Here is a 25,181-nt window from a genome sequence, read left to right on the forward strand (position 1 = left end):
GCTACTTAACTCCTTGTGGCATCGAAAGCGAGATCTTCGCCATTGGTCCACCCAGCATTTTTAGCACCGCGCTCTACCACGCGCTGACGGAAAATATCTGAAACCACCGCGGCATCACCAGCCAGTAGTGCTTTAGTCGAACATAAGGAAGCACACATCGGTAATTTGCCTTCAGCAATCCGGTTAGCTCCATATTTACGACGTTCTTCGGGGGAACCCGGTTCTGTTTCAGGTCCACCAGCACAGAACGTACATTTATCCATTTTCCCACGCTCAGCAAAGGCAGACTGCTTAGGAAACTGCGGAGCACCAAACGGGCAAGCAAATAAGCAGTAACCACAACCAATGCAAAGATCTTTATTGTGCAGCACGATGCCATCTTCCGTTTTGACAAAACAGTCCGCCGGACAGACCGCCATACAAGGCGCGTCCGTACAGTGCATGCAAGCTACCGAGATCGAGTTCTCTCCCGGTTCGCCATCATTGAGTGTGACCACTCGACGACGTTGGATTCCCCATTGCAGAGCATCGTCATTTTCATTTTTACAGGCCGTGACACAGCCGTTGCATTCGATGCAGCGTTTGGTATCACAAAGGAATTTCATTTTAGCCATTGGTTTACTCCTTACGCTTTACGGATGTTACACAAGGTGACTTTAGTTTCCTGCATTTGAGTAACAGGATCGTACCCATAAGTGGTCGCGATATTCGCTGACTCACCAATCACATAAGGATCGGTACCTTGTGGGTATTTATGACGAAGATCTTCACCTTGAAATTTGCCGCCAAAATGAAAAGGAATGAACGCCATACCGGGTTTAACGCGACGTGTCACCATGGCTTTAACATGAATACGCCCTTTTTCTGCCCCTTCAACCCAAACCATGTCACCGTCTCTGAAACCAAGATCATTGGCATCCTTAGGGTTCACCTCAACAAACATCTCTTGCTGCAGTTCGGCTAACCAAGGGTTTGAACGGGTTTCTTCGCCACCACCTTCGTACTCGACTAAGCGCCCAGAAGTCAGGATGATCGGATATTCTTGGGATTTATCGATATCTTGAATCGATTTATAGAGCGTCGGCATTCTAAAAATCGCGTCTTTATCTTCCCAAGTAGGATAATCAGCGATGAGATCGCGTCTTGGCGTGTACAGTGGCTCACGATGTAGTGGCACTCGATCCGGAAATGTCCACACAATTGCACGAGCTTTCGCATTGCCGAAAGGAATACAGCCATGCTGAATTGCCACTCGTTGAATACCACCAGAAAGATCGGTTTTCCAGTTTTGTCCTTCTGCTGCGACTTTTTCGGCCTCGGTCAGATCGTCCCACCATCCTAAATGTTTGAGCAATTTATCGGTGAATTCCGGATAACCATCTTCAATCTCACTGCCTTTTGAAAAGCTATCTTCTGCGAGTAGTGATTGACCTTCAAACTCAACGCCATAGCGAGCACGGAACGTCCCTCCGCCCAGAGCAACCGGTTTAGAAGTATCATACAAAATATGCGTTCCGGGATGCTTCATCTCTGGAGTCCCCCAGCAAGGCCAAGGTAGACCATAAGTCTCACCATGAATTGGCCCACCTTCTGCTTCTAAAGTGGTTTTATGGAAAGTATGCCAATGCTGTTGATGCGCTTTTAAACGTTCAGGGCTTTGTCCGGTATAGCCGATGGTCCACATCCCTTTATTGAATTCACGGGTAATGTCTTCAATGAGTGGTTGATCATTCTCAACTCGAATGTGTTTACAAAGTTGCTCGGCAAAGCCGAGTTTTTTACTCAGTAAGTACATGATTTCATGATCAGGTTTGGAATCAAACAACGGTTCAATGACTTGATCGCGCCATTGCAAAGAGCGATTCGACGCGGTCACACTGCCGTAAGTTTCAAATTGGGTCGTGGCCGGAAGCAAATACACGCCATCGCTGCGCTCATTCATGACTGCAGCAACGGTTGGATAAGGATCGACAATCACCATCATGTCGAGCTTTTGCATCGCTTTTTTCATTTCTACGCCACGGGTTTGCGAGTTAACCGCATGACCCCAATAGAACATAGCGCGAATATTTTCTCGTTGTTGAATATTGTCTTTATTCTCCAGTACGCCATCAATCCAACGAGATACCGGAATTCCGAAACTATTCATTGGCTTAGTGCCACCATAAGTCTCTTGATCAAAGCGATTCGCTATCCAATCAAAATCAACATCCCATACCTTGGCCCAATGACGCCATGCCCCTTCTGCGACCCCATAGTAACCAGGCAACGAATCAGAAAGTACCCCTAAATCCGTTGCTCCTTGAACGTTATCATGACCACGAAAAATGTTCGCCCCGGAACCCGGTTTACCCAAATTCCCCAAAGCCAATTCAAGTACACAATAAGCACGAGTATTGTTATTTCCTGTTGTGTGCTGAGTGCCGCCCATACACCAAATAATACAACCGGGGCGATGTTCAGAGAGTAGCTTCGCGGTTTGATAAACATCCGACTCACTCACTCCGGTGACCCGCTCCACCTCTTGAGGTGTCCATTTCGCCACTTCTTGACGAATTTCATCCATGCCAAACACACGTTGGCGAATGAATTCTTTATCTTCCCACTGATTTTTAAATACGTGCCAGAGCACGCCCCAAATAAAGGCGACATCCGTTCCGGGACGCAATGACACATAGTGATCCGCTTTGGCTGCGGTGCGCGTACGACGAGGATCGGCAACCACAATTTTGCAATTATTCTTCTCTTTGGCGATCAAGATATGTTGCATCGCGACCGGATGCGCTTCCGCAGGATTCGAGCCAATGAACAACATCGACTTACAGTTATGCATATCATTAAAGGAGTTGGTCATCGCACCGTAACCCCAAGTATTGGCAACGCCTGCTACGGTCGTGGAATGACAAATTCGCGCTTGGTGGTCAACGTTATTGGTTCCCCATAATGAGGCCATTTTACGAAAGAGATACGCTTGTTCATTGCTGTGTTTAGCACTGCCAAGCCAGTAGACCGAATCTGGCCCCGACTGTTGACGAATCTTTAGAACTTCATCACCGATTTCATCGATTGCCTGTTGCCATGAGAGCTTTTTCCATTTTCCGCCCTCAAGCTTCATCGGATATTTCAAGCGTCGCTCACCATGACCATGCTCGCGTAAGGCCGCCCCTTTTGCGCAATGCCCACCCGCGTTAAAAGGGTGATCAAAAGCTGGCTCTTGACCTGTCCAAACCCCATTTTGAACTTCAGCATAAATACCGCAACCAACGGAACAGTGTGAGCAAATGGTACGCTTTATTTCCGTTTTGACCTGATTAGGTCGCGAGGTTGCTTGAGCTTTTTTAATCATTCCAGGAGCAAATAAAGCAGAACCAACAACCGCGCCACCCGCGGCTAATGAACTGTTGCGAATAAAAGCTCGACGACTGAGCCCTAGTGCATTTGGCTGTTCGACCTGCTCTGAACGTTTGGTCAGTTTCATTATCGGCTCCTATAAACTGGCGTAGTAATCGCGAATATGTTGAGTTTCGTGATACCCTTTTTGCAATGGCTGTGGCGTCGCCTCTTCCACTGTCTCTACCGCTAACGCCGACGGACTCGTCGAAGCCACCACACCTCCGACAACAGCGGCACCAGCTATGCTTTTTAATATCGTGCGCCGACTCTGATTAATATCTGATTGTTTTTTCATCGCTTTCTTCCTTTTTCCATATAACCGCAGTGATGATTCCACTGCCGTTGTAGGACGCTGGTTATAATTCGCTGACATTCTGCTCAATGGTATTTTTTACATGCATAACATGGGTATTACATTGACTAGCAATGCTAGCTGGTGTCATCTGAATGCTCTCTAAGCTTAAAAAAGCCTTAAATACTTGAGACACCGCTCGATAAAAATTCGCATGTTCGGCTTGCTCAATTTGTTGCGCTAAGTGATTAAACCAAGAGCTGATATGACGATGAAAAAATTCACCTTGCTGCTCAGGCATATCACTGATCAACCACGCCATACTTTCACATAAGGCGGCAATATGATCCTCTGGCTCTTTCACCGAGTCTGAACGCTGCAAACCAAGCTGCGCCATATGCTGGCGAAGATCCGCTAGAGGTTTTTCCATCAATGATCCCGTCAGATGCCATGAAGCAAAGGGCACCACTTCACCTCTTCCGATACCAATAAATAGCCATTGATATTCCTCTTCAAGGCTATGAATATCAGTATGTTGTGCAGCATGCCTTAAGGCTAACCAACACTGACTCATCACGCTTGAGTTATCTTCAATCCCTAAGTCAGCTAAAAACTGCAATTGTGACTGACTAGGAGGAGCGCGAAACAGGGAGGCCAACATCAGATAAATATCGGTACGTATAGTGTCGGTAACTTGCATAAACATCGCCTTAATAGTGAAGTTGCTGCTCTGGGTTTTCAGCCATCGCTTCAAAAATATCAATCACTCGACAGTCTTCGCACATGGCGATTCGATTGAGAGAAATGGGATCTGAAAAATGAGAGTGACCACGTAACTTATTTTGCAGCATGGTGATCATTGATTGAGGCGCAAATGCTTTTTGGCAACGTAAACAGCGGGCGGGCTCTTCTTGGTGTAACACCTGCGCCGCTTGTCGCTCATCATGGTCCCAATTAATTCTTGGTAGCGCCGTCAAGGCTTTTTCAGGGCATGCAGTGACACATAAACCACACTGCACACAGTCTTGTTCAATAAAATGTAAAGCTGGGATATCACCACTATGATGCAAAGCTCGTGTAGGACAGACCGCGACACAGCTCATGCACAAAGTACAATCTTGACTGGCGCACTCAATTGAGCCCAAAGGAGCCGAGCTATTCAGTGCTTGAATCATCGAATTTGGTTGATATTGAGTGGCAAGTGCATCTAATGCCTGATACAAGCGTTGGCGTTTATTACCAGAGAGCTCACCCAATCGAAGCGTCAAATCGTCTTCACACAGAACTGGAAGCCCTTCGCCTAGCGATTCCAAATACAAAATATCAATCCGCTGCTTGTCTAAGCCTAACGAGGTTAGTAACGTTTGTGCTAACGACACTTCTTGATGAAGAATACGCAATACGGTCGCAGGCATATGATGGCTAGCTGCAAACAGTACCTGAGTCGCGCCATTAACCAGCGCGGCAAACCAAGTATCCATACCGACAGAAGGAAGCTCTTCTAACATCACTGGAATGACATTATCGGGTAAGGCTTTGAGCGCCATAAGATGATGAGTTTCGTGGCGATCACTGCAAAAAAGAATGATCGGTGTTTCGCCTTGGGCCTGGAAATAATGATTAAGTAGTCGCTCAACAAACTTTTGTGTATCGGCAGGGTTAGGCAAAGCGTAGTGGATCGCTTCCGTTGGGCAAGCGGTCGCGCACGTTCCAATACCTTGGCAAAGATAAGGGTTGATTTCGATTCGGTGGCCTGTTTGTGCTGTTCCTTCACTAGAAAGCGCACCCGCCGGACAAGCATCAACACACCGCTCACAACCTTTCACACCTCGTGAACTGTGCGCACACAAATCGGTATTGAGACGAAAATATTTCGGTTTATCAAAAGTCCCGATTAATGTGGGAATGGTTCCTAACGCTTCAACGAGTTTATTTTCGCCTCTCCCTACTGGAAAGTATCCAGGAACAGGCACCTCTTCACTCATAATCCCGTTGAGTGAGAGATCCAACACAATATCAAAACATGCTTGTCCGATTGCCGCTTGGGCTAAATTGATGGTTTGACCATGATTGAGCACCTGAATATCGAATGCCCCAAGATAACCACTGATTTGTACCGAATCGGCAAAGTAAAGTGTCCTTGAATGCCCCTGATGGCCGTCAATCGATAAGAGCGTCAAAGAGCTCATCGAAGGCAGTTGTTGGGCCGCTCGTTCAATCAAACTGGTGGGACCGATCAACAGCGTATGCCCACCACTTTGATAGCTAACCGTTGGTGGGATCAAATTCTGCAGCTCAACAGTATGTTGCAGGGCAAACCAACGCGCTTGACCAGAAGTGCTACTGGCTTGTTGTAGATAGTCGTTTAACATTGCTCAATTCCATGCTGAAAGCAGGCTCATTGTCCTACCCTTATTTATTACATGGATTTAGCAAATAACGTTCCAACTTAAAATATAATCTATCTCATTGATTTGTTAGTAATTTAAACACCCCCTTCATCACAAGTTATTCAGTAAGACATTTTGTCTCATTATGAAACTGAGTAGCGAGACAAAATGTCCCTACTTTTTATCCAACAATGTTGGTTCGCCTTCATCCATCGGATCACGTGGCATAACTGACTGATGAGCGAAGTGGTTATGGTTATCTTGGTGATCAGGTATCAGGTCTACATTCGATGGGTCGACATCAATAAGCCATTCACGGACACTTTGTGCTAGTTCACTCGCCAAGGGTTTTAACGCATGATAATCACCATCATAATCATCTAGACCATCAACTTGATTGAATTCACCATTGAAAAAAAGCTGCCGTAACGCCTTTTTTTTCAACTCAGCAGAGGCCGAAACCAATAGTGTGGAGAGCGCATTCTCGGTAGCAATGCTCTCATCTGCCACTAAGCCTGTCGGACACGTTGTCTGATCGCGAGTTAAGGTCGTAGGCCGTTCAGAAAGGCTCTCTGGTTGTAAAGCACTCGGTAATGTTTTATCGTCACTACCCGACCCATCAATAGATACGTCTTCTGATACCGTTGCTTGATCTAATTTACGCTTTGACCATCGATTAAAGAAAGAATCAGTTGCCACATGACCTCCCGGCACCTTTACGCTTTTTAGAACGGTAGTCGAGCAATTCACCTTCTCGACCAATGAAAGCTTCAATCCACGCTTGTACCGCTAAAGGCATAGGCTCAGAAAGTACCACGTAGTCGCTATCCATATAACGAGCCGCCACACCTTGCGAGGCGGTAATGCACACCAGTTTGGGTTGATCGTCATCGGTACTATTTTCCACGATCACGAATAACTTAGGCTCTCGCGAACTGAGGTTAAATCGATAATCACTTCGCTCATCGCGAAAGAGCTCCAATATAGCTCGTGCTTTGAAGTCAGCCTGAGGCATTAATTCAAAACCGCTTAATTGCCATTGGCTCGTTACCCAACGTCCAACATTAAACGAGCGTAAATGAAGTAGACAACCAATGGACCATTGAAATTCGTTTTTGATCAACGGTACTAAATGTGAAATGGGGAAAGCCATGAAGAGTAAATCCTTGCTTGAGTCAATACCATCAACAACATCTGCTCATTTAAGCAATTATTACGCCATCCGATTAATCGACATAACATACAACGAAAAAGAGAATATGGAATGATATTTGCTGCTCTCTTTATATCTCTGCCTAACTCGTAGGCATCGATCACGATTGGCGATTAACGCACTTTTAGCATCGGTATAGGAACAATTTGTGTCAGCATTCTCTCTTATTCAAGCTACTGAAAACCCAAAACAAACCATAGAAGTAACGGTGTATGATCAGTATGGTGAGCCATTAACCAAATCCATCGCCTGTGAACGCCCCTTAACCGTACTGTTAAATTGGCAAGAAGTGGTGACGCTAATGACTCTAGGCTCTCGCCCCGAAGCGTTAGTGCTCGGTTATTTGAAAAACCAAGGTTTTATTGCTGAGCGAGAACAACTTCAATCAGTGATCATTGATTGGCAAACGCATTCGGCCGCCGTGGTGACTAAAGAGAATACTGACCGTGTTCAACCGGCGCTTAAGAAAAAAACCGTTACCTCTGGATGTGGTCAGGGCACGATGTATGGCAATGTGATGCAACAATTAGAAGGCTATCAAGTCCCACAGACACGCTTGAAACAGTCACAGATCTACGCAACGTTAGAGGCGCTGACTCATCATAATCAAACCTATAAAAAAGCCGGTGCTGTTCACGGTTGTGCGATTTGCCAAAATAACCATGTGTACTCTTTTGTCGAAGATGTGGGTCGGCATAACGCTGTCGATACATTAGCTGGCGAACTCTGGCTGCAAGGAGATTCAGGTGATGACAAACTGTTTTATACGACGGGACGGTTAACCTCTGAAATGGTGATTAAGGTTGCGCAAATGGGTATTCCCGTCCTACTTTCTCGCTCTGGGGTCACTCAAATGGGCTTAGATTTGGCCAATCAGTTTGGTATTACCACCATTGCGAGAGCAAAGGGTCTGCGTTTTGAAATCTACAGTGGCGCAGAAAAAATTGATTTTGATGTCAAAAGCTAATCTTACGCGAAGAGATTGATGTTCCTCTCTGAATGAGCGCAATCACTCATTCAGAGAAAAAGATTATTCAGAAGATGAACGCGTCGTCGTGATCAATAGCGGGCTCTCCGCCTTCGCCAACAAATAAATACTAAAAGTGCTACCTTGCCCCTCAACAGAGTGAACCCGAATTTCACCGCCAACTTGACTGAGTAAACTCTGTGATACCGATAAACCTAACCCAGTTCCTTGCCTCTTGGTCGTATAAAAAGGGGCAAATATTTTGCTTAATTGCTCAGGCTTAATTCCACAACCATGGTCTTGAACATGAATGAGCGCGCCGAGTATTTTTCCGTCTTGTTGCCAATCTTCACTACGAATGATCAGTTGACCTTTGCCTTGCATAGCGTGAATGGCATTGATCTGTAAATTGACTAAAATTTGCAACAAATGATGATGATTCACTTCAACGGAACAGCGCGCTTGCAACTGCGTAATAAACTCAACTTCATGCTTCTTACTGCCCGCTTTGACCAGCGTAATGCTCTCTTCAATAATCGGATTAACGCGCTGCCAGGTAATTTTATCTTGCACACCACCATGACGACTGTACTGCAACAAACTGCGAGTAATATTACGGATCCGATCGACTTGCAGCAAAATCGCTTCAATTTCCTCAGCCACCCGTGGGGCTTGGTCAGCAAGTTCAAAGCGGATAAGCTCAGTATTGCCAAGAATCACGGCGGTAGGATTATTAATTTCATGGGCGATACCCGCGGTCAGCTCACCAAGCGCGGCCAGTTTTTCATGGGCAATCAATTTATTACGAGTTTGATTCAGTAATTGAATATGGTGTTCTAATTGCTGCGTCTTTTCATGCAAACTGGCGGTGCGCGATTGAACCTTTGCTTCTAACTGATCGGCGGCATGCTGAATTTGTTGGTTGTGTTGTTGCAGTAAATCCAGCATATGATCAAATTGCTTGGCCAACTGAGCGAGCTCATGTTTTTCATCCAACCCTAATGAGCCAATGCGTTGATTTTTATCGACTTGTACCCGTTTGACAACATGGTGAATGCGTTCAATCGGACGAAACAGATCACGAGAACCTCGATAGACAAAGAGCCCGGAAACGATAAGTAAAATCAAGGTCATGCTACCCATTTCAATAATATTCGTTAGGTAGGTTTTAACCAATGGCCACAGTAGATAGCCAGTATAAAGCATACCAATGACTTGATCATATTGATCGCGAAGTGGCTGATAAGCACTGACATACCACGCATCATAGACATACGCCTTATCTACCCATTGTTCACCTTGTCTTAATACCTTATCCGCTACCGGTTGAGAGACTCGCGTACCAATCGCTCGTCCAGCTTGAGTACCACTATGAAGCGGTACATTGGTGCTGACCCGTAAATCATCTAAAAATAACGTTAACGTGCCTGCTGGACTTAATCGATTGGCTTGTACGGGATAGATTAAGTTTCGAATTTGGTCAACGAGTAACGTGCTATTATTCAGTAGCAATCCACCTTCTAAAAAACCGATCACCTTGTGATCAATCAAGATCGGAACGACGGTTCGACTGACTAATCCACGCGATTCTACCGAGCGATCATTTAACATCGGGGTCTGTGCGCGAATCGCCAAATCGGGATCCAATTGCTGTAATTCAGCCGCACTCAGCACATCAAAAAAAGACTCTTTTCGCGTCAGATCCAAATAACGAAACTGCTGTTCTAGCGTGTTAACCAATTGAAAATGGAGGAAGTCTAATTCGTAACGTTTTTTTTGTTGTTGAACCCAATCCATAAACTCTGGCTGGTAGTAATACCCCTCTCGAAGCCCATGTTGAAAATCATAGGAATCGGCGAAGGAATGAACATAACTGGCCTGTTTTTGTTGCAATAGCGTCACGCTATTTTGAGCAACCCCCAACCGTTCTGACACATCGACCAAGGCACTTTGCCATGTATAATGCAAAGACCAATAAAAACTGATGCCGATCAAGGCCATTAATGTGACGGCAATCGGTACGGAAGTCAGAATCAACAGTCGGTAGCGGACCATACTTCGGAAACGATGATGCCACGTTCGCCACCATGAGGACTTAACGCACCTTGATTTGCTCATCACTTTCCCACTCTTTGAATTTTCGCTCTAATGTTTTGCGAGCAACGCCTAAATCCCGAGCCGCCGCCGATTTATTACCTTGATGAAAGGCAACGATTTGTTCTATATGGGCTTTCTCTACTTGTCTTAAACTCCAATGTGCAGGATATCCATAAGACTCGATTCGATTTGGTTCAACCCTCGCCGATGGCTTTGGTGACATCGTCACTTTATTGTCACTGTTTTGACCATCACGTGGTAATGGCTGCCAGTAATGCGCTAACGGTTGACCAATTAATAAACATCGTTCAATGAGGTTTTTTAATTCGCGAATATTCCCCGGCCAGTCGTAATCAAACAGTGCATTAATATCTTCATGAGCCCATTTAGGCGTCGGCAGCGACAGCTCTGCACACAAGGTTTGAGTAAAAAAAGGCACCAGCTCATGCAAATCGGCTTTGCGCGCTCGTAGCGGCAAGACCTCAATTTTGAGTACATTTAATCGATAATAGAGATCGGCTCGAAAGCGGCCTTCTTCTACCTCCTGAAACAGATTTCTATTCGTCGCTGCCACAACTCGTACATCAACTGGCAGCTCTTTTTCTGAGCCAACCGGACGGATCGCTCGCTGCTCTAACACTCGCAGTAAAGATGATTGCATACTCAGTGGCATCTCACCGATTTCATCTAAAAACAGAGTTCCACCATGAGCAACCCGAAAAAGGCCTTCACGATTTTTCTTAGCGCCAGTAAAAGCGCCCTGTGTATGTCCAAACAACTCACTCTCTAAAAGCTCTGGAGCAATGGCGCCACAATTCACAGGCACAAATGGCCCCTGCCTTTCACTGGCTTCATGAATGCCGCGCGCCACCAACTCTTTGCCGGTACCAGATTCGCCTTCAATCAACACAGAGGCACGAGAAGGAGCAAATTGCATAATCAATTGTTTGAGTTGCTCGGTCTGTGGCGATTGCCCCAAAATTTGGCTAACACAATGACGTTGAACGTCACGTTGTAACGCATATTGCATGCGTTGATGTAACCGCTTATCCATGCAGCGTTCAACCGCTTTGAGCATCTGTTCAAGGTTAAACGGTTTGAGAATAAAATCTGCAGCGCCTAACTGCAATGCACTGATGGCTGTCTCTAAGTCGGCGTAACCCGTCATGAAGATCACATCGGGTCGCTGATCTTGTTCAGCAAAAATCGCTTCCCATTCAATCCCCGAGCGGCCGGGTAAATTAATGTCCAAAATAATCAAATCATAATGGGTCGTTGCGCGTAGTACTTCTGCTTCATCAATGCATCCAGCACAATCTACTTTCGAAAACCACTTACGTAATGCTTTTTGTAAAATAGACTGCATGCCCGTTTCATCATCCACCACCAAGACCGAAAAAGCGTGATAGTGTTGTGCAGATTTGTGATCGCTCAAATAAGCCATAATTTCCCTTTAGTGCGTTGTAAATGGAGAGACAAAAAACCTTATCGTTTATCAGGATAAGTTGAGACATTTTGTCTTAGCTTACACAGATTGTCACGGGGTCTTAGTCAAAGGAATAGCAAATATCTGAAATTATTGATGTTTAATGCACAATTTCAATACTCAATATTGGCACCGACTTTGCTTATCTACCATCACAGCCACCAAACATTGATAGAAATATGAACCAGACTTTACTGCGCTTGCTTACTTGCTTGTTATTGTTAAGCAATAGCCACTTCACTTTCGCCGATGCTTCGCTACGCATTCGTTTAGCCACCACTACCAGTACTTATCACTCCGGTCTCTTGGATTATTTACTGGATGAATTTAAAAAAGACTCAGGCTATACCGTCGATGTTTTAGCAACAGGCACGGGAAAAGCATTAAAACTGGGTGAAAATGGAGATGTGGATCTCGTGATGACTCATGACCCAAAAGCTGAAGCGCAATTTATCGAGAAGGGTTATGGTATTTTGCCGCGTAAAGTTATGTATAACGATTTTGTTTTAGTCGGTCCTAAAAATGACCCTGCAAAAGTCAGCGAACAAGACAATATCCAACAGGCTTTTAGCGCGATTGCCGAGCATAACTATTTGTTTATTTCTCGCGGAGATGAATCTGGGACCCATAAAAAGGAGCTGACGATTTGGCAAGCGAATCAGATAAAGCCGATTTTCTCTCAATATCGCTCGGTAGGTCAAGGCATGGGACCCACTCTGACCATGGCATCGGAAATGCAAGCTTATACCTTGACCGATCGAGGAACGTGGTTAGCTTATCAGAATAAACTCGACCTTGTGATTTTGTATCAAGTCGATCCCTTACTGTTTAATCCGTATCAAGTGATTTTAGTGAACCCTGAACGCTATCCAAACACCCATTATCAAGGTGCCAAAATACTCAGTGATTGGTTAGTCAATCCTAAAGGTCAGCAGCTAATCAACCAATTTCGCGTTCATGGCCAAGCGCTATTTGTCGCCAATGCCAATGAGTAAGCTGTAATGAGCCTTTGGCAAACGACACTCGATGCATTAGCACTCTTGCTAAGTTTTGATGCTGATCTTTGGCACATTGTTGCTGTCTCTTTTAGTGTTTCTTTAGCGGCCGTTGGGTTGGTTTTGCTACCTGCATTATTACTGGCTTTTGTTTTAGCCTACAGTCACTTTCCGGGCAAATGGTTACTGCTTTCGCTGATCAATACCTTACAAGCCGTACCCACCGTGGTGATTGGTTTACTGCTGTATATGTTACTGTCTCGAGCAGGACCTCTAGGTGATTGGCAACTACTGTTTACCCAAAAAGCGATGATTTTAGGTCAAATGCTGATCTGCCTGCCGATTTTAGTGTCCATGATGCACGGCGCGTTACAATCGAGTGATCGGCGTTCAGTCGAAACCGCGATGACCCTAGGAGCATCACTACCACGGATAGCTCTGACCATGATGTGGGAAACTCGCTTTCCACTTTGTGCAGCCGTGATCGCTAGTTTTTCGCGTATTGTCACCGAAGTAGGCTGCTCGATGATGGTCGGCGGGAATATTATGGGGTTAACGCGTAATATTCCGACCGCGATTGCGATGGAAAGTCAAAAAGGCGCGTTTGCACAAGGAGTGGCACTCGGAATGGTATTACTCAGTTTAGCGCTCCTTCTGAATTTTTTGCTCTCTAGCATGCGAGGTAAAGGCTATCTACGCGCATAATAAAAGAGGTCACATGCCGATATTACTCACTGCTCATCAGCTATCCATGCGTTTTAAAGAACGAGGCTTATTTCATATTCCAGCTTTAACATTAGGTCCTCATGAAGCGGTTTATCTTAAAGGTGATAATGGCGTTGGCAAAACCACGCTATTAAAGATCCTCGCAGGTTTACTGAAACCAACCACCGGTTCGGTCTCTCATCATCGTTCTTGGTGGCAACGCCTATTAGGTCGCCGTGCTGATCAACACATCATTTATCTTCATCAAACGCCTTATTTATTTGATGATACCGTCTATCGTAATATTGCTTATGGGCTTCGTTTTTGTGCTTTATCAAGCCAAGAAAAACGTTGCCAAGTGATCACGGCCTTACGCATGGTCGGGCTAGAAAGTTTAGCGAACGAACACGTGTCTGTACTTTCTGGCGGAGAGAAACAACGTGTGGCAATGGCCAGAGCATGGATTTTAAATCCTGCGATTTTATTAATGGATGAGCCCAGCGCCTCACTGGATGAAGAATCTATCGCCAGATTGGTTATAATGGCCAACGATTTACTGAATCGTGGCTGCAGCTTGGTGATCACCAGCCATCAAAATAATCCATTAACCGAATTGTGTCATAAACAATGGTGGATAAAAGAACATCAGCTGTTTGAATCACCACGGCTACACGTTATTTCACCGATTACCAAAGAGAATTGTTATGTTACCTCCATCTCACACTAGCTGGGTCATTTTAGCCGGCGGTCAGGCTCGCCGTATGGGAGGGGAAGATAAAGGATTAATTACCCTTAATGGGCAACCATTGATTGGCCATGTAATTGCAAGACTACGCCCACAGACCACGCAAATTTTTATCAATGCCAATAGAAATCAAACGCAGTATCAACAGTATGCACCGGTGATCAGTGATATCGTTAAAGACTTTCCTGGCCCACTGGGCGGGATTCATGCTGGATTAACTCATTCTCCAACCGAGTGGGTAGGCTTTGTGCCTTGCGACAGCCCATTGATTAACGATGATCTGGTCGAGAGGTTCTGCGCTGCCGTCAATCAACAAAGTGAGATTTTAGTCGCCTTTGATGGCCAGCATCAACAACCTGTCTTTACTCTATTTCATCGACGAGTATTGCCTAAACTCGATGCCTTTTTAGCACGCGGCGATCGCAAAATCATTTTACTCTACGATGAATGCCATACCCAACAGGTTGACTTTAGTGATTCGCCTGCCTGCTTTTTTAATTTAAATACGCCACAAGAACTGACTCAATTTGGAGCGTTAAATACATGACAACGTCACGTCCTTCTCTACCGATACTGGGATTCGCTGCTTACTCGGGAACGGGAAAAACAACATTACTGGAAACCCTGCTCCCCCACCTTACTCAACAAGGACTGCGTATCGGAGTCTTAAAACACGCTCATCACGATTTTGATGTCGATGTGCCCGGTAAAGATAGCTATCGCCTGCGTAAGGCTGGTGCATCACAAATGCTCGTTGCTTCGCGAAAACGTTACGCATTGATGACCGAAACAGTCGATGCTGAGGCAACATTTGATGACCTTTTGCAGCGTTTTGACTCACAACAACTCGACTTGATTCTGGTTGAGGGATGCAAAAACGTTGCTTTTCCCAAAATTGAACTCCATCGAGCAGCACTGGCTAAACCTTGGCTCTATCCAAATGATCACAATATTATTGCCATTGCCGCCGATGAAACCGTCGATACGTTGTTACCGCAAATGAACATCAATGATATTGAAGCGATAAGTCAGTTTATTTTGCGCTATGTCGCCCATTATCAACCAGACAGTCAACCAAAGCTTACAAAACCTTCGGTAGTAAATTGCGATACCTTATCGCCCGCCTCTCTCTCGGTAGAGCAAGGTCTCGAAAAAATTCTTTCTGCCGTCTCATCTTTAAGTGACGTTGAAACCATTGCGGTCAGTGAGTCTTATGGAAGAGTCCTTGCTGAGTCAGTTTTTTCACCGGTGAACGTCCCTGCTTATCGTAATTCCGCGATGGATGGGTATGCTATCCGCAGTGATGATTTACAGCGCAAACACTATACACAGGTCGCAGAAGTGATGGCGGGCTATCGTTATACCTCCCCTTTGGCGTTAGGTGAATGTGTAAAAATCATGACTGGAGCGGCAATGCCCGATGATGCCGATACTGTGGTGATGCGTGAACAAGCGGTCGTTGAATCATCCTCTATCTCATTTCCTCACGCCTCGATTCAAGCTGGGCAACATGTGCGTCAAGCAGGGGAAGATATCGCTTTAGGCAGTCGCGTTTTTTCATCAGGACAGCGTGTTCAATCGTCCGAAATGGGCTTATTAGCCTCACTGGGCATGACCGAAGTCTCGGTGTTTCGCCGCCTCACCGTCGCAGTCTTCTCCACCGGAGATGAAGTACAAGCCCCCGGCACTCAAGCCACACCAGACACTATCTTTGATGCCAATCGGTTTACGTTGCTTGGCTTACTGACTCATCTTGGTTGTCATGTTATTGATCTTGGTATTCTCGACGATGATCAAGTACTCATAACACACGCTCTTGAGCAAGCCGCCAATCAAGCTGATGTTGTTATCACGTCTGGCGGCGTTTCTATTGGTGACGCGGACTTTATTAAGTCAGCATTAAATGCATTAGGACACATCGATTTTTGGCGGATTAATATGCGTCCGGGTCGTCCGTTTGCTTTTGGTCATATCTCGACACACCCTTTCTTTGGCTTACCCGGAAATCCTGTCGCGGTCATGGTTTCATTCATGCAATTTGTCGAACCTGCACTGCGTAAAATGCAGGGTGAAACGGACTGGCAACCATTAAAAATCAAAGCCATCGCCAGCGATATGCTACGTTCGCGGCAAGGACGCAGTGAGTTTAGCCGAGGCATTTACCATATTGACGACAATGGACAGTTAACCGTACGAACAACGGGGCAACAAGGCTCTGGAATTCTTCGCTCGATGAGTGAGGCCAACTGTTTAATTGAAATTGAACCCGCGATAGACAAGGTTAATATCGGTGAAAGCGTGACAATCATCCCACTTCAAGGCAGAATTTAGCCCATGACAATTCGTTCAAGAGCAAAACATGGTTCGTACGATCATTTATACCTATAAAGAACAGCAAAAAACCTTAACCTTTTCTTATCAAAAGCACCGTAATATTCATGAAGCGGTTGCGGAAGCCGAAGGGATTGATATCTCAGACTATTTAAAAATGGAACTGCAGCTAGAGGCGATATCGGATACTAAAGCGGTACGTAATTACCGTGATAATTATTTTAAGAAGCTCGGTTTTGGGATCATCACGTTACAAGCGAAAGAGAATCATGACGTTGGTAAAAAGCCAAAAAAAACCAATTAGCGCTCTTGTAAAAACAACGACTCTATAAATAAAGTGGGCTTGTCGAATGACAAGCCCACTTTAATTTGGATGATTAACAATCAGCAATTACTTAATGTTGAGAAAAGCAGCGCCTCTAACACCACCGGAATCACCATGTTTTGCTTTAATGATTTTTGGACATTTTGCGATGGGTAGAAGGTATTTAGGTACACGTTTAGGCATTTCTTGATAAATCAACTCAAAGTTTGAAAGACCGCCACCCAAAGCGACAACATGCGGGTCATTGGCCGTGAAAAGATTAGCGAAGCAGATAGCTAACAGTTCCATAAAACGTTCAACATGCTCAACTGCTTTGGCTTCACCGGCTTCATTGGCATGGATAATATCGATCGCTTTTTTCTGTTCACCATAATAGTGTTGATAAAGTAACTCAAAACCACGACCAGAGAGATAACTGTCTAAACAGCCTTTTTTACCACATCCACAGCCAAGTAGTGGTGCATTGTCTCCTAGATGAAACCAAGCATCGATCGGTAGGCGCATGTGGCCTACTTCACCTGCTACATGGTTGCGACCAGAGAATATCTTACCGTCATAAACTAAACCGCCACCAAACCCCGTACCGAGAATTAATCCCATCACTGATGGTTCATTTTTCAACTCTTCGTCCCAAGCTTCAGAAAGAGCAAAACAGTTGGCATCGTTTTCAATTTTGACCGTACGCCCAATTCTTGCTTCTAAATCTGCTCGTAAAGGTTTGTTTTTTGCCGCGGGAATATTAACCGTCAATACATTCCCTGTATCGGCTTCCTCGGACCCCGGTAAGCCAAGACCAATTTTACCTTCAACCGCAAATTGAGCATCGTATTTCGCCACTAATCCAACCAGCGTATCGACTAATAAAGCGTAGTCTTCTGTCGGAGTTGCGACACGTTCTGTCGCTACGCGTTGTAAATTCTCATCAAAAGCACCAAACTCAATTTTTGTGCCACCGACATCAAAGCCGTAATACATGCTTATCTCTCCTTCAACACCCAACCTTGGGTTAAAATATCAAAAATAAAAACGCCGATATTATCCATCATAGCGATGGTTTTATCCGTGACTCATCCCCGAGTTTATCGTTTTCTGTTGCTCGTTTGCACAGGAAACCAACACACATTGTACAACGTTAGAGGCAGTTCACTTTATTATGATCGGCATTCAGTCTCATCAATACTGAACTTGAATAATCTTGCCACTGCTGCAGAGCTGGCCTTTCGCCTTTGAAGTGAATCAGGTTTTGAGATTTGCCGAGCAGATAACTCTCTTTAAATGCTTCAAACCACAGTTGTAATGTTTCTGCAGCTTGCTGATCCTCACAAAGGGAGAGCACTAAACTCGCGACTTCGGCTGTGGCAAGATATTGATCCTTACTGGCTTTACGCATTAAGTAACTAGAGACTTTTTCAGGCTCAATCGATAACAAAGGCAAGGTAGCTAAATAGGGAGATTTACGAAAAATTCGCTTTGCTTCTCGCCAACTACCATCAATAAAGATCAATAAAGGTTTACGTGTTCCTCTATTCTCGGCCACGGTAGTCAGTTGACGTTGTTTATCTTGATCGGTTTGGGCTGGAAAAACAACAACAGGGAAAAATTTTGGATCGGATAATAATGATAGTAAATGAGGATCTGGCTGAGTTCGATGCCATTGATACACATAAGTTTCTTTCACCGTATCAGCGATCAAACGACCGGTATTACTCGGTTTAAATACTTCATTGTCAGAGACTAAAAGTATCACCGCGACTTGAGTCTCTATATTCGGTTGAAAATCACACAAACAGTATTGTTGCGCGACCTGACAAAACGAGCAACGAGAAATTTTTGAACCACGGGCAAGGAAAGGTTTGGTTGATTGCTGCAGGCGTTCCTGATACAAACGGTGAAAAGCGTGGACTCTCATAACTCGCACACAATGATAAAATAGGGGCGGCGATTTTACCGCTCACGACCATGAGCCGCTAGTCTTTTACGATAAGAACACCCAGTTTATCACTTAAGGAGCCTCTTAAGCATGCAACCAGAAACGGTTCGTTTGATTATTTTCGGTGTCGTACTGATCAGTTGTGCGATGTGGGAAGTACTCTATCCTCGGAAAATGCTCACGCAAAATAAATGGCTACGCTGGGTCAATAACCTTGGCTTAGTTGGACTAAACGGCTTGCTGATTATGCTGTTAATGCCTATCGTCGCGTTTTCTGCAGCCCAGTGGGCACAAGAACATCAGATAGGTTTTTTCAACTACTTAGGGCTGCCTTCATGGTTGGTTATTCTGCTGTCATTACTCCTATTAGATGCGATCATTTATGGTCAGCATGTCTTATTTCATCGCGTACCTTATCTCTGGCGCTTACATCGCATGCATCACGCAGATCAAGATATTGATGTGACGACAGGCGCACGCTTTCATCCTATCGAAATACTGTTATCAATGTGGATAAAAATTGGTGCGGTGTTATTACTCGGGATTCCACCTAGCGCGGTCTTATTGTTTGAAATAATCCTTAACGCAAGTGCTATGTTTAATCACAGTAATGCTAAGCTGGCGTTAAAGGTTGACGATTGGTTACGAAAGTGGCTAGTAACACCAGATATGCATCGCGTCCATCACTCGATTATTACTAAAGAGACTCATGCTAATTTTGGCTTTTGTTTATCAATTTGGGATCGGTTATTTGGGACTTATCGCGCTCAGCCTGAACATGGGCACGATAAAATGACGATTGGCTTACCCCTTTTTCAGCAACGTAGAGAACAATGGCTGGATAAAATGCTCAGTCAGCCTTTTCGTCGTGATTAAGAGGAGTTCTATGAGATTCAAAATAGTTGGACTGATGGCCCTGTTGCTTATCAGCGGATGTGCATCACAACAAGAGCAAATAAACCAAAGCACATCGGATTGGCAACAGGCAGAGCAATGGCCTGACACTTCATTATTTAACGTGTACCAACAGTGGCGAGGTGTCCCTTATCGATTGGGGGGAAACGGCAGAAATGGCATTGATTGTTCAGCTTTCGTACAAGTTGCCTTTCGCGATGTCTGGCAACACCATTTACCGCGCACCACATGGTTACAGAGCCAGCAAGGTAAAGCTGTCGCCTACCGCGATGCACAATACGGTGATTTGGTTTTTTTCAAAACCTCCCCGTCCACTCGCCATGTCGGGGTGTATTTAGGAAATAAAAGCTTTGTCCATGCCTCTACCTCGCAAGGCGTAACCATATCGAGATTAGATAACCCTTACTGGGCAGCAAGGTTTTGGCAAATAAGAAGAATAGAAAAGCCACTTTAGTTATCAGTGGCAAGTTGATCTCAGGTCTAGTTTATATACTCAATGCAAGTCGTTTTAAAACCATGGGGTTAATCGTACTTACTCACCGCAGTATCAAACAAGTTTTTAACTAAAGCGACATACTCATCGAGAAATAAAATTTGTTCGTTGGTCGCAGGTTTATACCAAACACTGGTCAGGACTTCGCCTAAATCATCAACCACCAAATCCGCTTCTTTTAGCAAGCGGAAACGAACACTTGAGTGTAGCTCTGGATTTTGCTCGAAAATCGCCATAATGTTACTGGCAATCATATCGGTAATGACATCTTCGACGCTCTCTTGCCCAATGTCACCATCACGGGTAAAGATATCCATGTTCATCGCCAAATGTTCGATCAGAGCTAAATAACCATCGGTTTCTACAACCACTTTTCTTCTCCGTTTACCGCTTATTGCCAGAATCAACGTTGCCTTGAGTAATATTAAGTCATGAACACGCTTTTTCACAGTCTAATGACCGAGAATCTTTGCGTTATTTCTTGCCTCATCTGAAACTGCAGGCGAGTTTTGGTGTTGATGATTGCCCAACCACAACAGCGTGGCAAGCTTTGAGATACGACATTATTGTATCTTAAAGCTGGTGTACAGTTAAATGTGCTGCGGGTTATGATTAGGAAACTTGACTGCAATCACATTTATTCCTTTTTACTTCATCCAAACGCTAACTAAATGAAATTATGTGCATTTGAAGTCTGAAATGTTGGTTTATTTCATCTAGACTATCGGTAACTTCATCGGCATGGGAATAGCATTATGTGGCAAGCCATCACGCAACAGCTCTCAGCAACCCTAACGTTCCAATTTGATCTTGTTGAAAGAAGCAAATTAAATGCTGGTGATATTCATGATTGTTACATGATTTCTAATGGCAACGAACGCTATTTTGTCAAAGTTAATCATCGTGACAATTTGCCTCTTTATGAAGCGGAGGCAAATAGCCTGCGTCTGCTCGCGGAGAGTCAATCCGTCTTGGTTCCACAACCGATTGTCGTCGGAGTGACCAAAAATCACTCCTTTATTATCTTAGATTATTTGCCAACCAAACCATTAGATGACCTCAATAACCAATATCGATTCGGTCAACAAATGGCGAAACTTCATCAGTGGGGAGAACAAAAAGAGTACGGCTTTGATGAAGATAATTATCTCGGTGAAGTCCTTCAGCCCAACCCTTGGAATAAAAAATGGCATCTGTTCTTTGCAGAGCAGCGTATCGGCTGGCAACTACAATTACTCAAAGAAAAAGGGATATTTTTAGTTAACATTGATGAATTTGTCGATGTGATTAAACAACAACTGACCTCTCACACGCCTAAACCTTCTCTTTTACATGGTGCTCTTTGGTTTAGTAACGTTGCCCATTCCGTTACCGGCCCAATTTGTTATGATCCGGCTTGTTATTGGGGGGATCGTGAATGTGATATTGCAATGACAGAGTTAATGACTGGATTCCAAGATGAATTTTATCAAGGCTACCAAAGCCTACTTCCTCTAGACAATAAGTACCAACAACGTAAAGAGATTTATAATCTTTACCATCGTCTTAATCATTGTAATCAATTTGGTGGGCACTATTTAAATCAAGCCGATGATGCGATACAGAGAATCCTCGCTTTTTAAATTCAAGGTAGGAATAAAACCTCCCTATCTAACGAACCCACTCATCCCAACACGGCATGCTCTAAAACATACCGTGTTGCTTTTAAACCTCAAATGATCACTTTAGTTTGACCGCCGTACCAAAAGCTAATACCTCCGAAGAGCCATTCGTAATCGCACTGGTGGTAAAACGAACACCAACCACAGCATCCGCTTTGAGTTGTTTTGCTTCTATCAATAACCGCTCAATCGCTACACCGCGCGCTTCGGTAAGCAGTTCAGTATAGCCATGCAACTCACCACCAATAATGCCCTTTAAATTGGCCATAATATCTCGCCCTACATGCTTAGACTGAACGACATTGCCCATTACAACACCAAGAATGTCAACAATCTCTCGACCAGGAATGGTTTCTGTTGTGGTGTAAATCATCAAATACCTCACTATTTATCTATTTGCTTTCACACAGATTAATTAAATTTACCAGCTATACTTTATAAAGTCGCTGACTATTTGGAAGGTATGTAATGACACAACAATACACTGATGCCGTAAGCAATCCTTTTTCAAGTCGGATAGGCAGACGTATCATTATCATTATGGTGATCTTGAGTGGTATTTTAACCCTCACGACAACATTGCTACAAATCTACTGGGACTATAGACAAGAGATCAATGACATCAACCAAAAACATTATGAAGTAGAAAATGTACATTCCGAGCTTCTCGTTAGCTCACTATGGTCTTACGATTTAGCGCTATTACAACAGCATCTCGACCTATTGGTTAATCTCCCAAAAATTCAATACTTAGAAATACAGTCGGTCCAAACGGTATTAAGCGCCGGAGAAAAAGTGGAAAACTATCCAATCACCGATACTTATCCATTGGTTTATTTCAATCTACCCGATCAGAGCTTTGAAACCATTGGTACGATTTATGTTGAGTCTAATGCAGAAGAAATTTATACCGCCCTCTTTCAACAATTTTTAACGACTTTAGCGATTAACGCGTTTAAAACTCTTTTTGTGTGTGGGATATTATTAATAGTTTTCCATTCCAGCATTAACCAGAGAATATTTCAAATCGTTGAGTATTTACGCCGCTACAATCCAAGGCACCCCGATTTACCTTTACAGTTAAATAATCATAAATGGGTGATGGAAAAAAATGATGAACTTGATCTTCTTGGTTACGAAGCGAATCGTATTACGGCTAATATCACTAAGCTCTATCAAAATATCCAACAAGAAAAAGAACGACTGGCTGATTTCACACAAGTCTCATCAGATTGGCTATGGGAGACTAATCAACAAGGAGAATTAATTTATTGCTCAGAAAGCATGATAAATACCTTAAGAATCGATCTCGAACAAAAACCTACTTTTAATGACATTGACTGTTTTTCTAAAACTAATGACTTATTGATTGCTCTCGAACAACAACGAAGTTTTAATCACTGTGAAGTCACTATAGAACAAGCTTCTGGAAAGCAATATCTGATGTTACAAGCCATCGCACGTTATAAAGATGAGATTTTCATTGGTTTTCGTGGTACTGCATTAAATATTTCCTCACTCAAAAACACTCAACTTCAATTGCATGAGTTAAATGAAAGTCTTGAACAACAAGTCGCCATTAGAACTCACGATCTCGAACTGAGTATGGCGCAATTGAAAGCTACACAAAAACAACTGATTGAAGCTGAAAAATTATCAGCATTAGGAGGCTTGGTTGCCGGTGTTGCCCATGAAGTGAATACCCCTCTTGGTATCTCTGTGACAGCTGCATCCATCATCAACGAAACAGCGATAGCACTCAATCAAGCGTTTTCTAATCAAACGTTGACCAGCACTGAATTTTCAGAATTAATGCAAAGAATGACCTCAAGCGGTAAAATGCTCGAAAACAATTTAAATCGAGCGGCAAAATTGATCCGAGATTTCAAACAAACTGCGGTAGATCAAGTATCTGAAAGTCGCTGTGAGTTTGAACTTGTGCAAACCTTAGATGCTTTAATGGCCAGTTTGCATTCCGAGACTAAGAAAATCCCAGTTGAACCGGAAATTATCAGCCCTAGCGGTCCAATAAAAATGAACAGTTTACCGGGTGTGATTACGCAAATTGTCACTAATTTAGTACTCAATAGTGTCAATCATGCTTTCGAGCAGCAACCTAATGCAAAAATCTCGATTCAGTTATCAGAAATCGAGGATAGTGTATTAATTGAATATCAAGACAATGGTTGTGGCGTAGCTCCCCATTTACATCACAAGATATTTGAACCTTTCTATACCAGTAAAAGAGGTTATGGTGGTTCAGGCCTAGGCTTAAATTTAGTCTTTAACTTGGTCAAGCAAAAGTTAAACGGTGATCTTAAATTTGAATCTGAGATTAATCATGGTGTTAAATTTATTATTCGCATACCTAAAAAGCTACCATTAATTATTGACAATGGTAAAAATCAATAGTTTAAAAATATAACATATGGAAGCAAATAAATATTATTGTAAAAAATAAAATCTGGTTAAATCATCAGGCCAATTTTAACCAGATTAATTAAATCCGCCATTATTCAATATATTTCACTATTATTCTATCAAGCTCACCAGATACTCGTAATTGTTTAATATGTTGATCAAATATAGATTTAAGCTCTAGACCATCAGGTATCGAGCGTGAAATAAGCATGTGGAATTTATCACCACTAATTCCCGGAATGCTCACGGATTTTAGTCCATTGGCGAGATGATCAATACCTTCTGAAGCTTTAAAGCCAGCCAATATTTCATGACGAGCAAGAAAAACGTCACATCGATTCGCTTCTAACATTTTCACGACCTGATCAAAGGTTCTACCATTTTTACGAACCTTACTATCGTCAACACCGAAGCCGGTATAGTTATACCCCTGTAGCCCGCAGGTTCTTAAGTAATCGAGATCTTGCGCAGTTCGGATAGGCAAACCTTCAGGATAAGTAATTGATGAATATACATAACTAGGTTGAAGAGTATAATAATAATCGGTTAAAATATAATCTTTATCTCGCTCTTCACTATAAGCAGCACTTAAAGCAATATCATATCGACCTAATTTTGTTTCACGTAAACAACGTTGCCATGGTGGTAGATCTACCGTTATCGTTAGGCCTAGTGGCGAGAAAATCGCCTCTAACACATCGATGTCATAACCAATTACTTTTCTCTCTTTTTCAAAATGATAAGGTGGCCAACTACCACCATCACCACAGACTGAAAGTGACGTTCTTGCTTGCGCCATTGTGGATATGGATAAAGTTATAC

Annotated in this window: 25 protein-coding genes; 11 read left to right on the forward strand and 14 right to left on the reverse strand. The window is 43.7% G+C overall.

Features of this window, described 5'->3' with window-relative positions:
- Positions 1-5 precede the first annotated feature (5 nt).
- From fdh3B to CAG58_RS10565, 7 genes are all read right to left on the reverse strand, one after another.
- On the reverse strand, positions 6-614 hold the full coding sequence (gene fdh3B, locus CAG58_RS10535) for a formate dehydrogenase FDH3 subunit beta (protein WP_004395267.1): 609 nt from the start codon (positions 612-614) through the stop codon (positions 6-8).
- An 11-nt stretch (positions 615-625) separates the two neighbouring features.
- Entirely contained in the window at positions 626-3,478 is a 2,853-nt protein-coding gene (locus CAG58_RS10540; protein WP_161425599.1) for a formate dehydrogenase subunit alpha, read from the reverse strand.
- 9 nt (positions 3,479-3,487) lie between these two features.
- Entirely contained in the window at positions 3,488-3,688 is a 201-nt protein-coding gene (locus tag CAG58_RS10545; RefSeq protein ID WP_158138450.1) for a transcriptional initiation protein Tat, read from the reverse strand.
- Between the two features lie 61 nt (positions 3,689-3,749).
- The gene (locus tag CAG58_RS10550) at positions 3,750-4,385 is read right to left on the reverse strand and encodes a TorD/DmsD family molecular chaperone (RefSeq protein WP_161425598.1); all 636 of its coding nucleotides are present in this window, start codon (positions 4,383-4,385) and stop codon (positions 3,750-3,752) included.
- A 10-nt stretch (positions 4,386-4,395) separates the two neighbouring features.
- Positions 4,396-6,057 carry a 4Fe-4S binding protein gene (locus CAG58_RS10555; RefSeq protein ID WP_161425597.1) on the reverse strand — a complete coding sequence of 554 codons (1,662 nt, stop codon included), beginning with the start codon at positions 6,055-6,057 and terminating at the stop codon, positions 4,396-4,398.
- Between the two features lie 192 nt (positions 6,058-6,249).
- The gene (locus CAG58_RS10560; RefSeq protein WP_161425596.1) at positions 6,250-6,774 is read right to left on the reverse strand and encodes a DUF3306 domain-containing protein; all 525 of its coding nucleotides are present in this window, start codon (positions 6,772-6,774) and stop codon (positions 6,250-6,252) included.
- Positions 6,764-7,228 (reverse strand): DUF3305 domain-containing protein, encoded by a 465-nt coding sequence (locus CAG58_RS10565; protein WP_161425595.1) that lies wholly within the window; start codon positions 7,226-7,228, stop codon positions 6,764-6,766. The genes CAG58_RS10560 and CAG58_RS10565 overlap by 11 nt, the downstream gene beginning before the upstream one ends.
- 208 nt (positions 7,229-7,436) lie before the next feature.
- Here CAG58_RS10565 and fdhD point away from each other — a divergent pair, with 208 nt between their 5' ends.
- Positions 7,437-8,255, forward strand: coding sequence for a formate dehydrogenase accessory sulfurtransferase FdhD (fdhD, locus tag CAG58_RS10570; protein ID WP_161425594.1), 819 nt, complete (start codon positions 7,437-7,439; stop codon positions 8,253-8,255).
- 63 nt (positions 8,256-8,318) lie between these two features.
- Here the strand turns inward: fdhD and CAG58_RS10575 are convergent, their stop codons facing one another.
- Complete coding sequence (locus tag CAG58_RS10575) at positions 8,319-10,373, reverse strand: sensor histidine kinase (protein WP_161425593.1); 2,055 nt, start codon at positions 10,371-10,373, stop codon at positions 8,319-8,321.
- Complete coding sequence (locus CAG58_RS10580) at positions 10,351-11,796, reverse strand: sigma-54-dependent transcriptional regulator (protein ID WP_158143878.1); 1,446 nt, start codon at positions 11,794-11,796, stop codon at positions 10,351-10,353. Before CAG58_RS10580 ends, CAG58_RS10575 begins: the two co-directional genes overlap by 23 nt.
- 221 nt (positions 11,797-12,017) lie before the next feature.
- On the opposite strand from CAG58_RS10580, the gene CAG58_RS10585 reads away from it, so the two are divergent.
- The 6 genes from CAG58_RS10585 to CAG58_RS10610 are packed head-to-tail and all read left to right on the forward strand — an operon-like array spanning position 12,018 to position 16,918.
- Entirely contained in the window at positions 12,018-12,833 is an 816-nt protein-coding gene (locus CAG58_RS10585; protein WP_161425592.1) for a substrate-binding domain-containing protein, read from the forward strand.
- 6 nt (positions 12,834-12,839) lie between these two features.
- Complete coding sequence (locus tag CAG58_RS10590; protein ID WP_004395256.1) at positions 12,840-13,538, forward strand: ABC transporter permease; 699 nt, start codon at positions 12,840-12,842, stop codon at positions 13,536-13,538.
- A 13-nt stretch (positions 13,539-13,551) separates the two neighbouring features.
- Positions 13,552-14,265, forward strand: a complete 714-nt coding sequence (locus CAG58_RS10595) for an energy-coupling factor ABC transporter ATP-binding protein (protein ID WP_154168173.1) — start codon at positions 13,552-13,554, stop codon at positions 14,263-14,265.
- Positions 14,243-14,830, forward strand: a complete 588-nt coding sequence (gene mobA / locus CAG58_RS10600) for a molybdenum cofactor guanylyltransferase MobA (protein WP_158143876.1) — start codon at positions 14,243-14,245, stop codon at positions 14,828-14,830. Before CAG58_RS10595 ends, mobA begins: the two co-directional genes overlap by 23 nt.
- Positions 14,827-16,614 (forward strand): bifunctional molybdopterin-guanine dinucleotide biosynthesis adaptor protein MobB/molybdopterin molybdotransferase MoeA, encoded by a 1,788-nt coding sequence (locus CAG58_RS10605; protein ID WP_161425591.1) that lies wholly within the window; start codon positions 14,827-14,829, stop codon positions 16,612-16,614. Before mobA ends, CAG58_RS10605 begins: the two co-directional genes overlap by 4 nt.
- A gap of 28 nt (positions 16,615-16,642) precedes the next feature.
- Positions 16,643-16,918, forward strand: coding sequence for a DUF2960 family protein (locus tag CAG58_RS10610; RefSeq protein WP_161425590.1), 276 nt, complete (start codon positions 16,643-16,645; stop codon positions 16,916-16,918).
- A gap of 87 nt (positions 16,919-17,005) precedes the next feature.
- Here the strand turns inward: CAG58_RS10610 and nagK are convergent, their stop codons facing one another.
- Together nagK and CAG58_RS10620 are read right to left on the reverse strand one after the other, a co-directional pair.
- Positions 17,006-17,914, reverse strand: a complete 909-nt coding sequence (nagK, locus tag CAG58_RS10615) for an N-acetylglucosamine kinase (protein WP_154168165.1) — start codon at positions 17,912-17,914, stop codon at positions 17,006-17,008.
- Positions 17,915-18,071: 157 nt separating this feature from the next.
- A complete protein-coding gene (locus CAG58_RS10620; protein WP_161426589.1) occupies positions 18,072-18,848 on the reverse strand; it encodes a tRNA-uridine aminocarboxypropyltransferase in 777 nt (258 codons plus the stop codon).
- Positions 18,849-18,959: 111 nt separating this feature from the next.
- On the opposite strand from CAG58_RS10620, the gene CAG58_RS10625 reads away from it, so the two are divergent.
- Both CAG58_RS10625 and CAG58_RS10630 read left to right on the forward strand, forming a co-directional pair.
- Positions 18,960-19,745, forward strand: a complete 786-nt coding sequence (locus tag CAG58_RS10625) for a sterol desaturase family protein (RefSeq protein ID WP_161426588.1) — start codon at positions 18,960-18,962, stop codon at positions 19,743-19,745.
- A gap of 10 nt (positions 19,746-19,755) precedes the next feature.
- Positions 19,756-20,238: an NlpC/P60 family protein gene (locus tag CAG58_RS10630; protein WP_158143872.1), complete on the forward strand. Its 483-nt coding sequence runs from the start codon at positions 19,756-19,758 to the stop codon at positions 20,236-20,238.
- Between the two features lie 68 nt (positions 20,239-20,306).
- Here CAG58_RS10630 and CAG58_RS10635 read toward each other — a convergent pair whose 3' ends face one another.
- Complete coding sequence (locus tag CAG58_RS10635; protein WP_154168157.1) at positions 20,307-20,648, reverse strand: DUF3802 family protein; 342 nt, start codon at positions 20,646-20,648, stop codon at positions 20,307-20,309.
- A gap of 384 nt (positions 20,649-21,032) precedes the next feature.
- Between CAG58_RS10635 and CAG58_RS10640 the strand changes: the two genes are divergently transcribed.
- Positions 21,033-21,899, forward strand: coding sequence for a fructosamine kinase family protein (locus CAG58_RS10640; RefSeq protein ID WP_154168155.1), 867 nt, complete (start codon positions 21,033-21,035; stop codon positions 21,897-21,899).
- Positions 21,900-21,996: 97 nt separating this feature from the next.
- Here the strand turns inward: CAG58_RS10640 and CAG58_RS10645 are convergent, their stop codons facing one another.
- Positions 21,997-22,311, reverse strand: a complete 315-nt coding sequence (locus CAG58_RS10645) for a heavy metal-binding domain-containing protein (protein ID WP_154168153.1) — start codon at positions 22,309-22,311, stop codon at positions 21,997-21,999.
- Between the two features lie 95 nt (positions 22,312-22,406).
- Here CAG58_RS10645 and CAG58_RS10650 point away from each other — a divergent pair, with 95 nt between their 5' ends.
- Positions 22,407-24,350 (forward strand): PAS domain-containing sensor histidine kinase, encoded by a 1,944-nt coding sequence (locus CAG58_RS10650; RefSeq protein ID WP_161439739.1) that lies wholly within the window; start codon positions 22,407-22,409, stop codon positions 24,348-24,350.
- Between the two features lie 100 nt (positions 24,351-24,450).
- Here CAG58_RS10650 and CAG58_RS10655 read toward each other — a convergent pair.
- Positions 24,451-25,181 (reverse strand): substrate-binding periplasmic protein (locus tag CAG58_RS10655; RefSeq protein WP_161439740.1); only part of this gene is annotated, 731 nt, incomplete at its 5' end.

It is taken from the genome of Vibrio sp. V31_P5A7T61 (genome assembly GCF_009904895.1).
GTDB classification, from domain to species: domain Bacteria; phylum Pseudomonadota; class Gammaproteobacteria; order Enterobacterales; family Vibrionaceae; genus Vibrio; species Vibrio metschnikovii.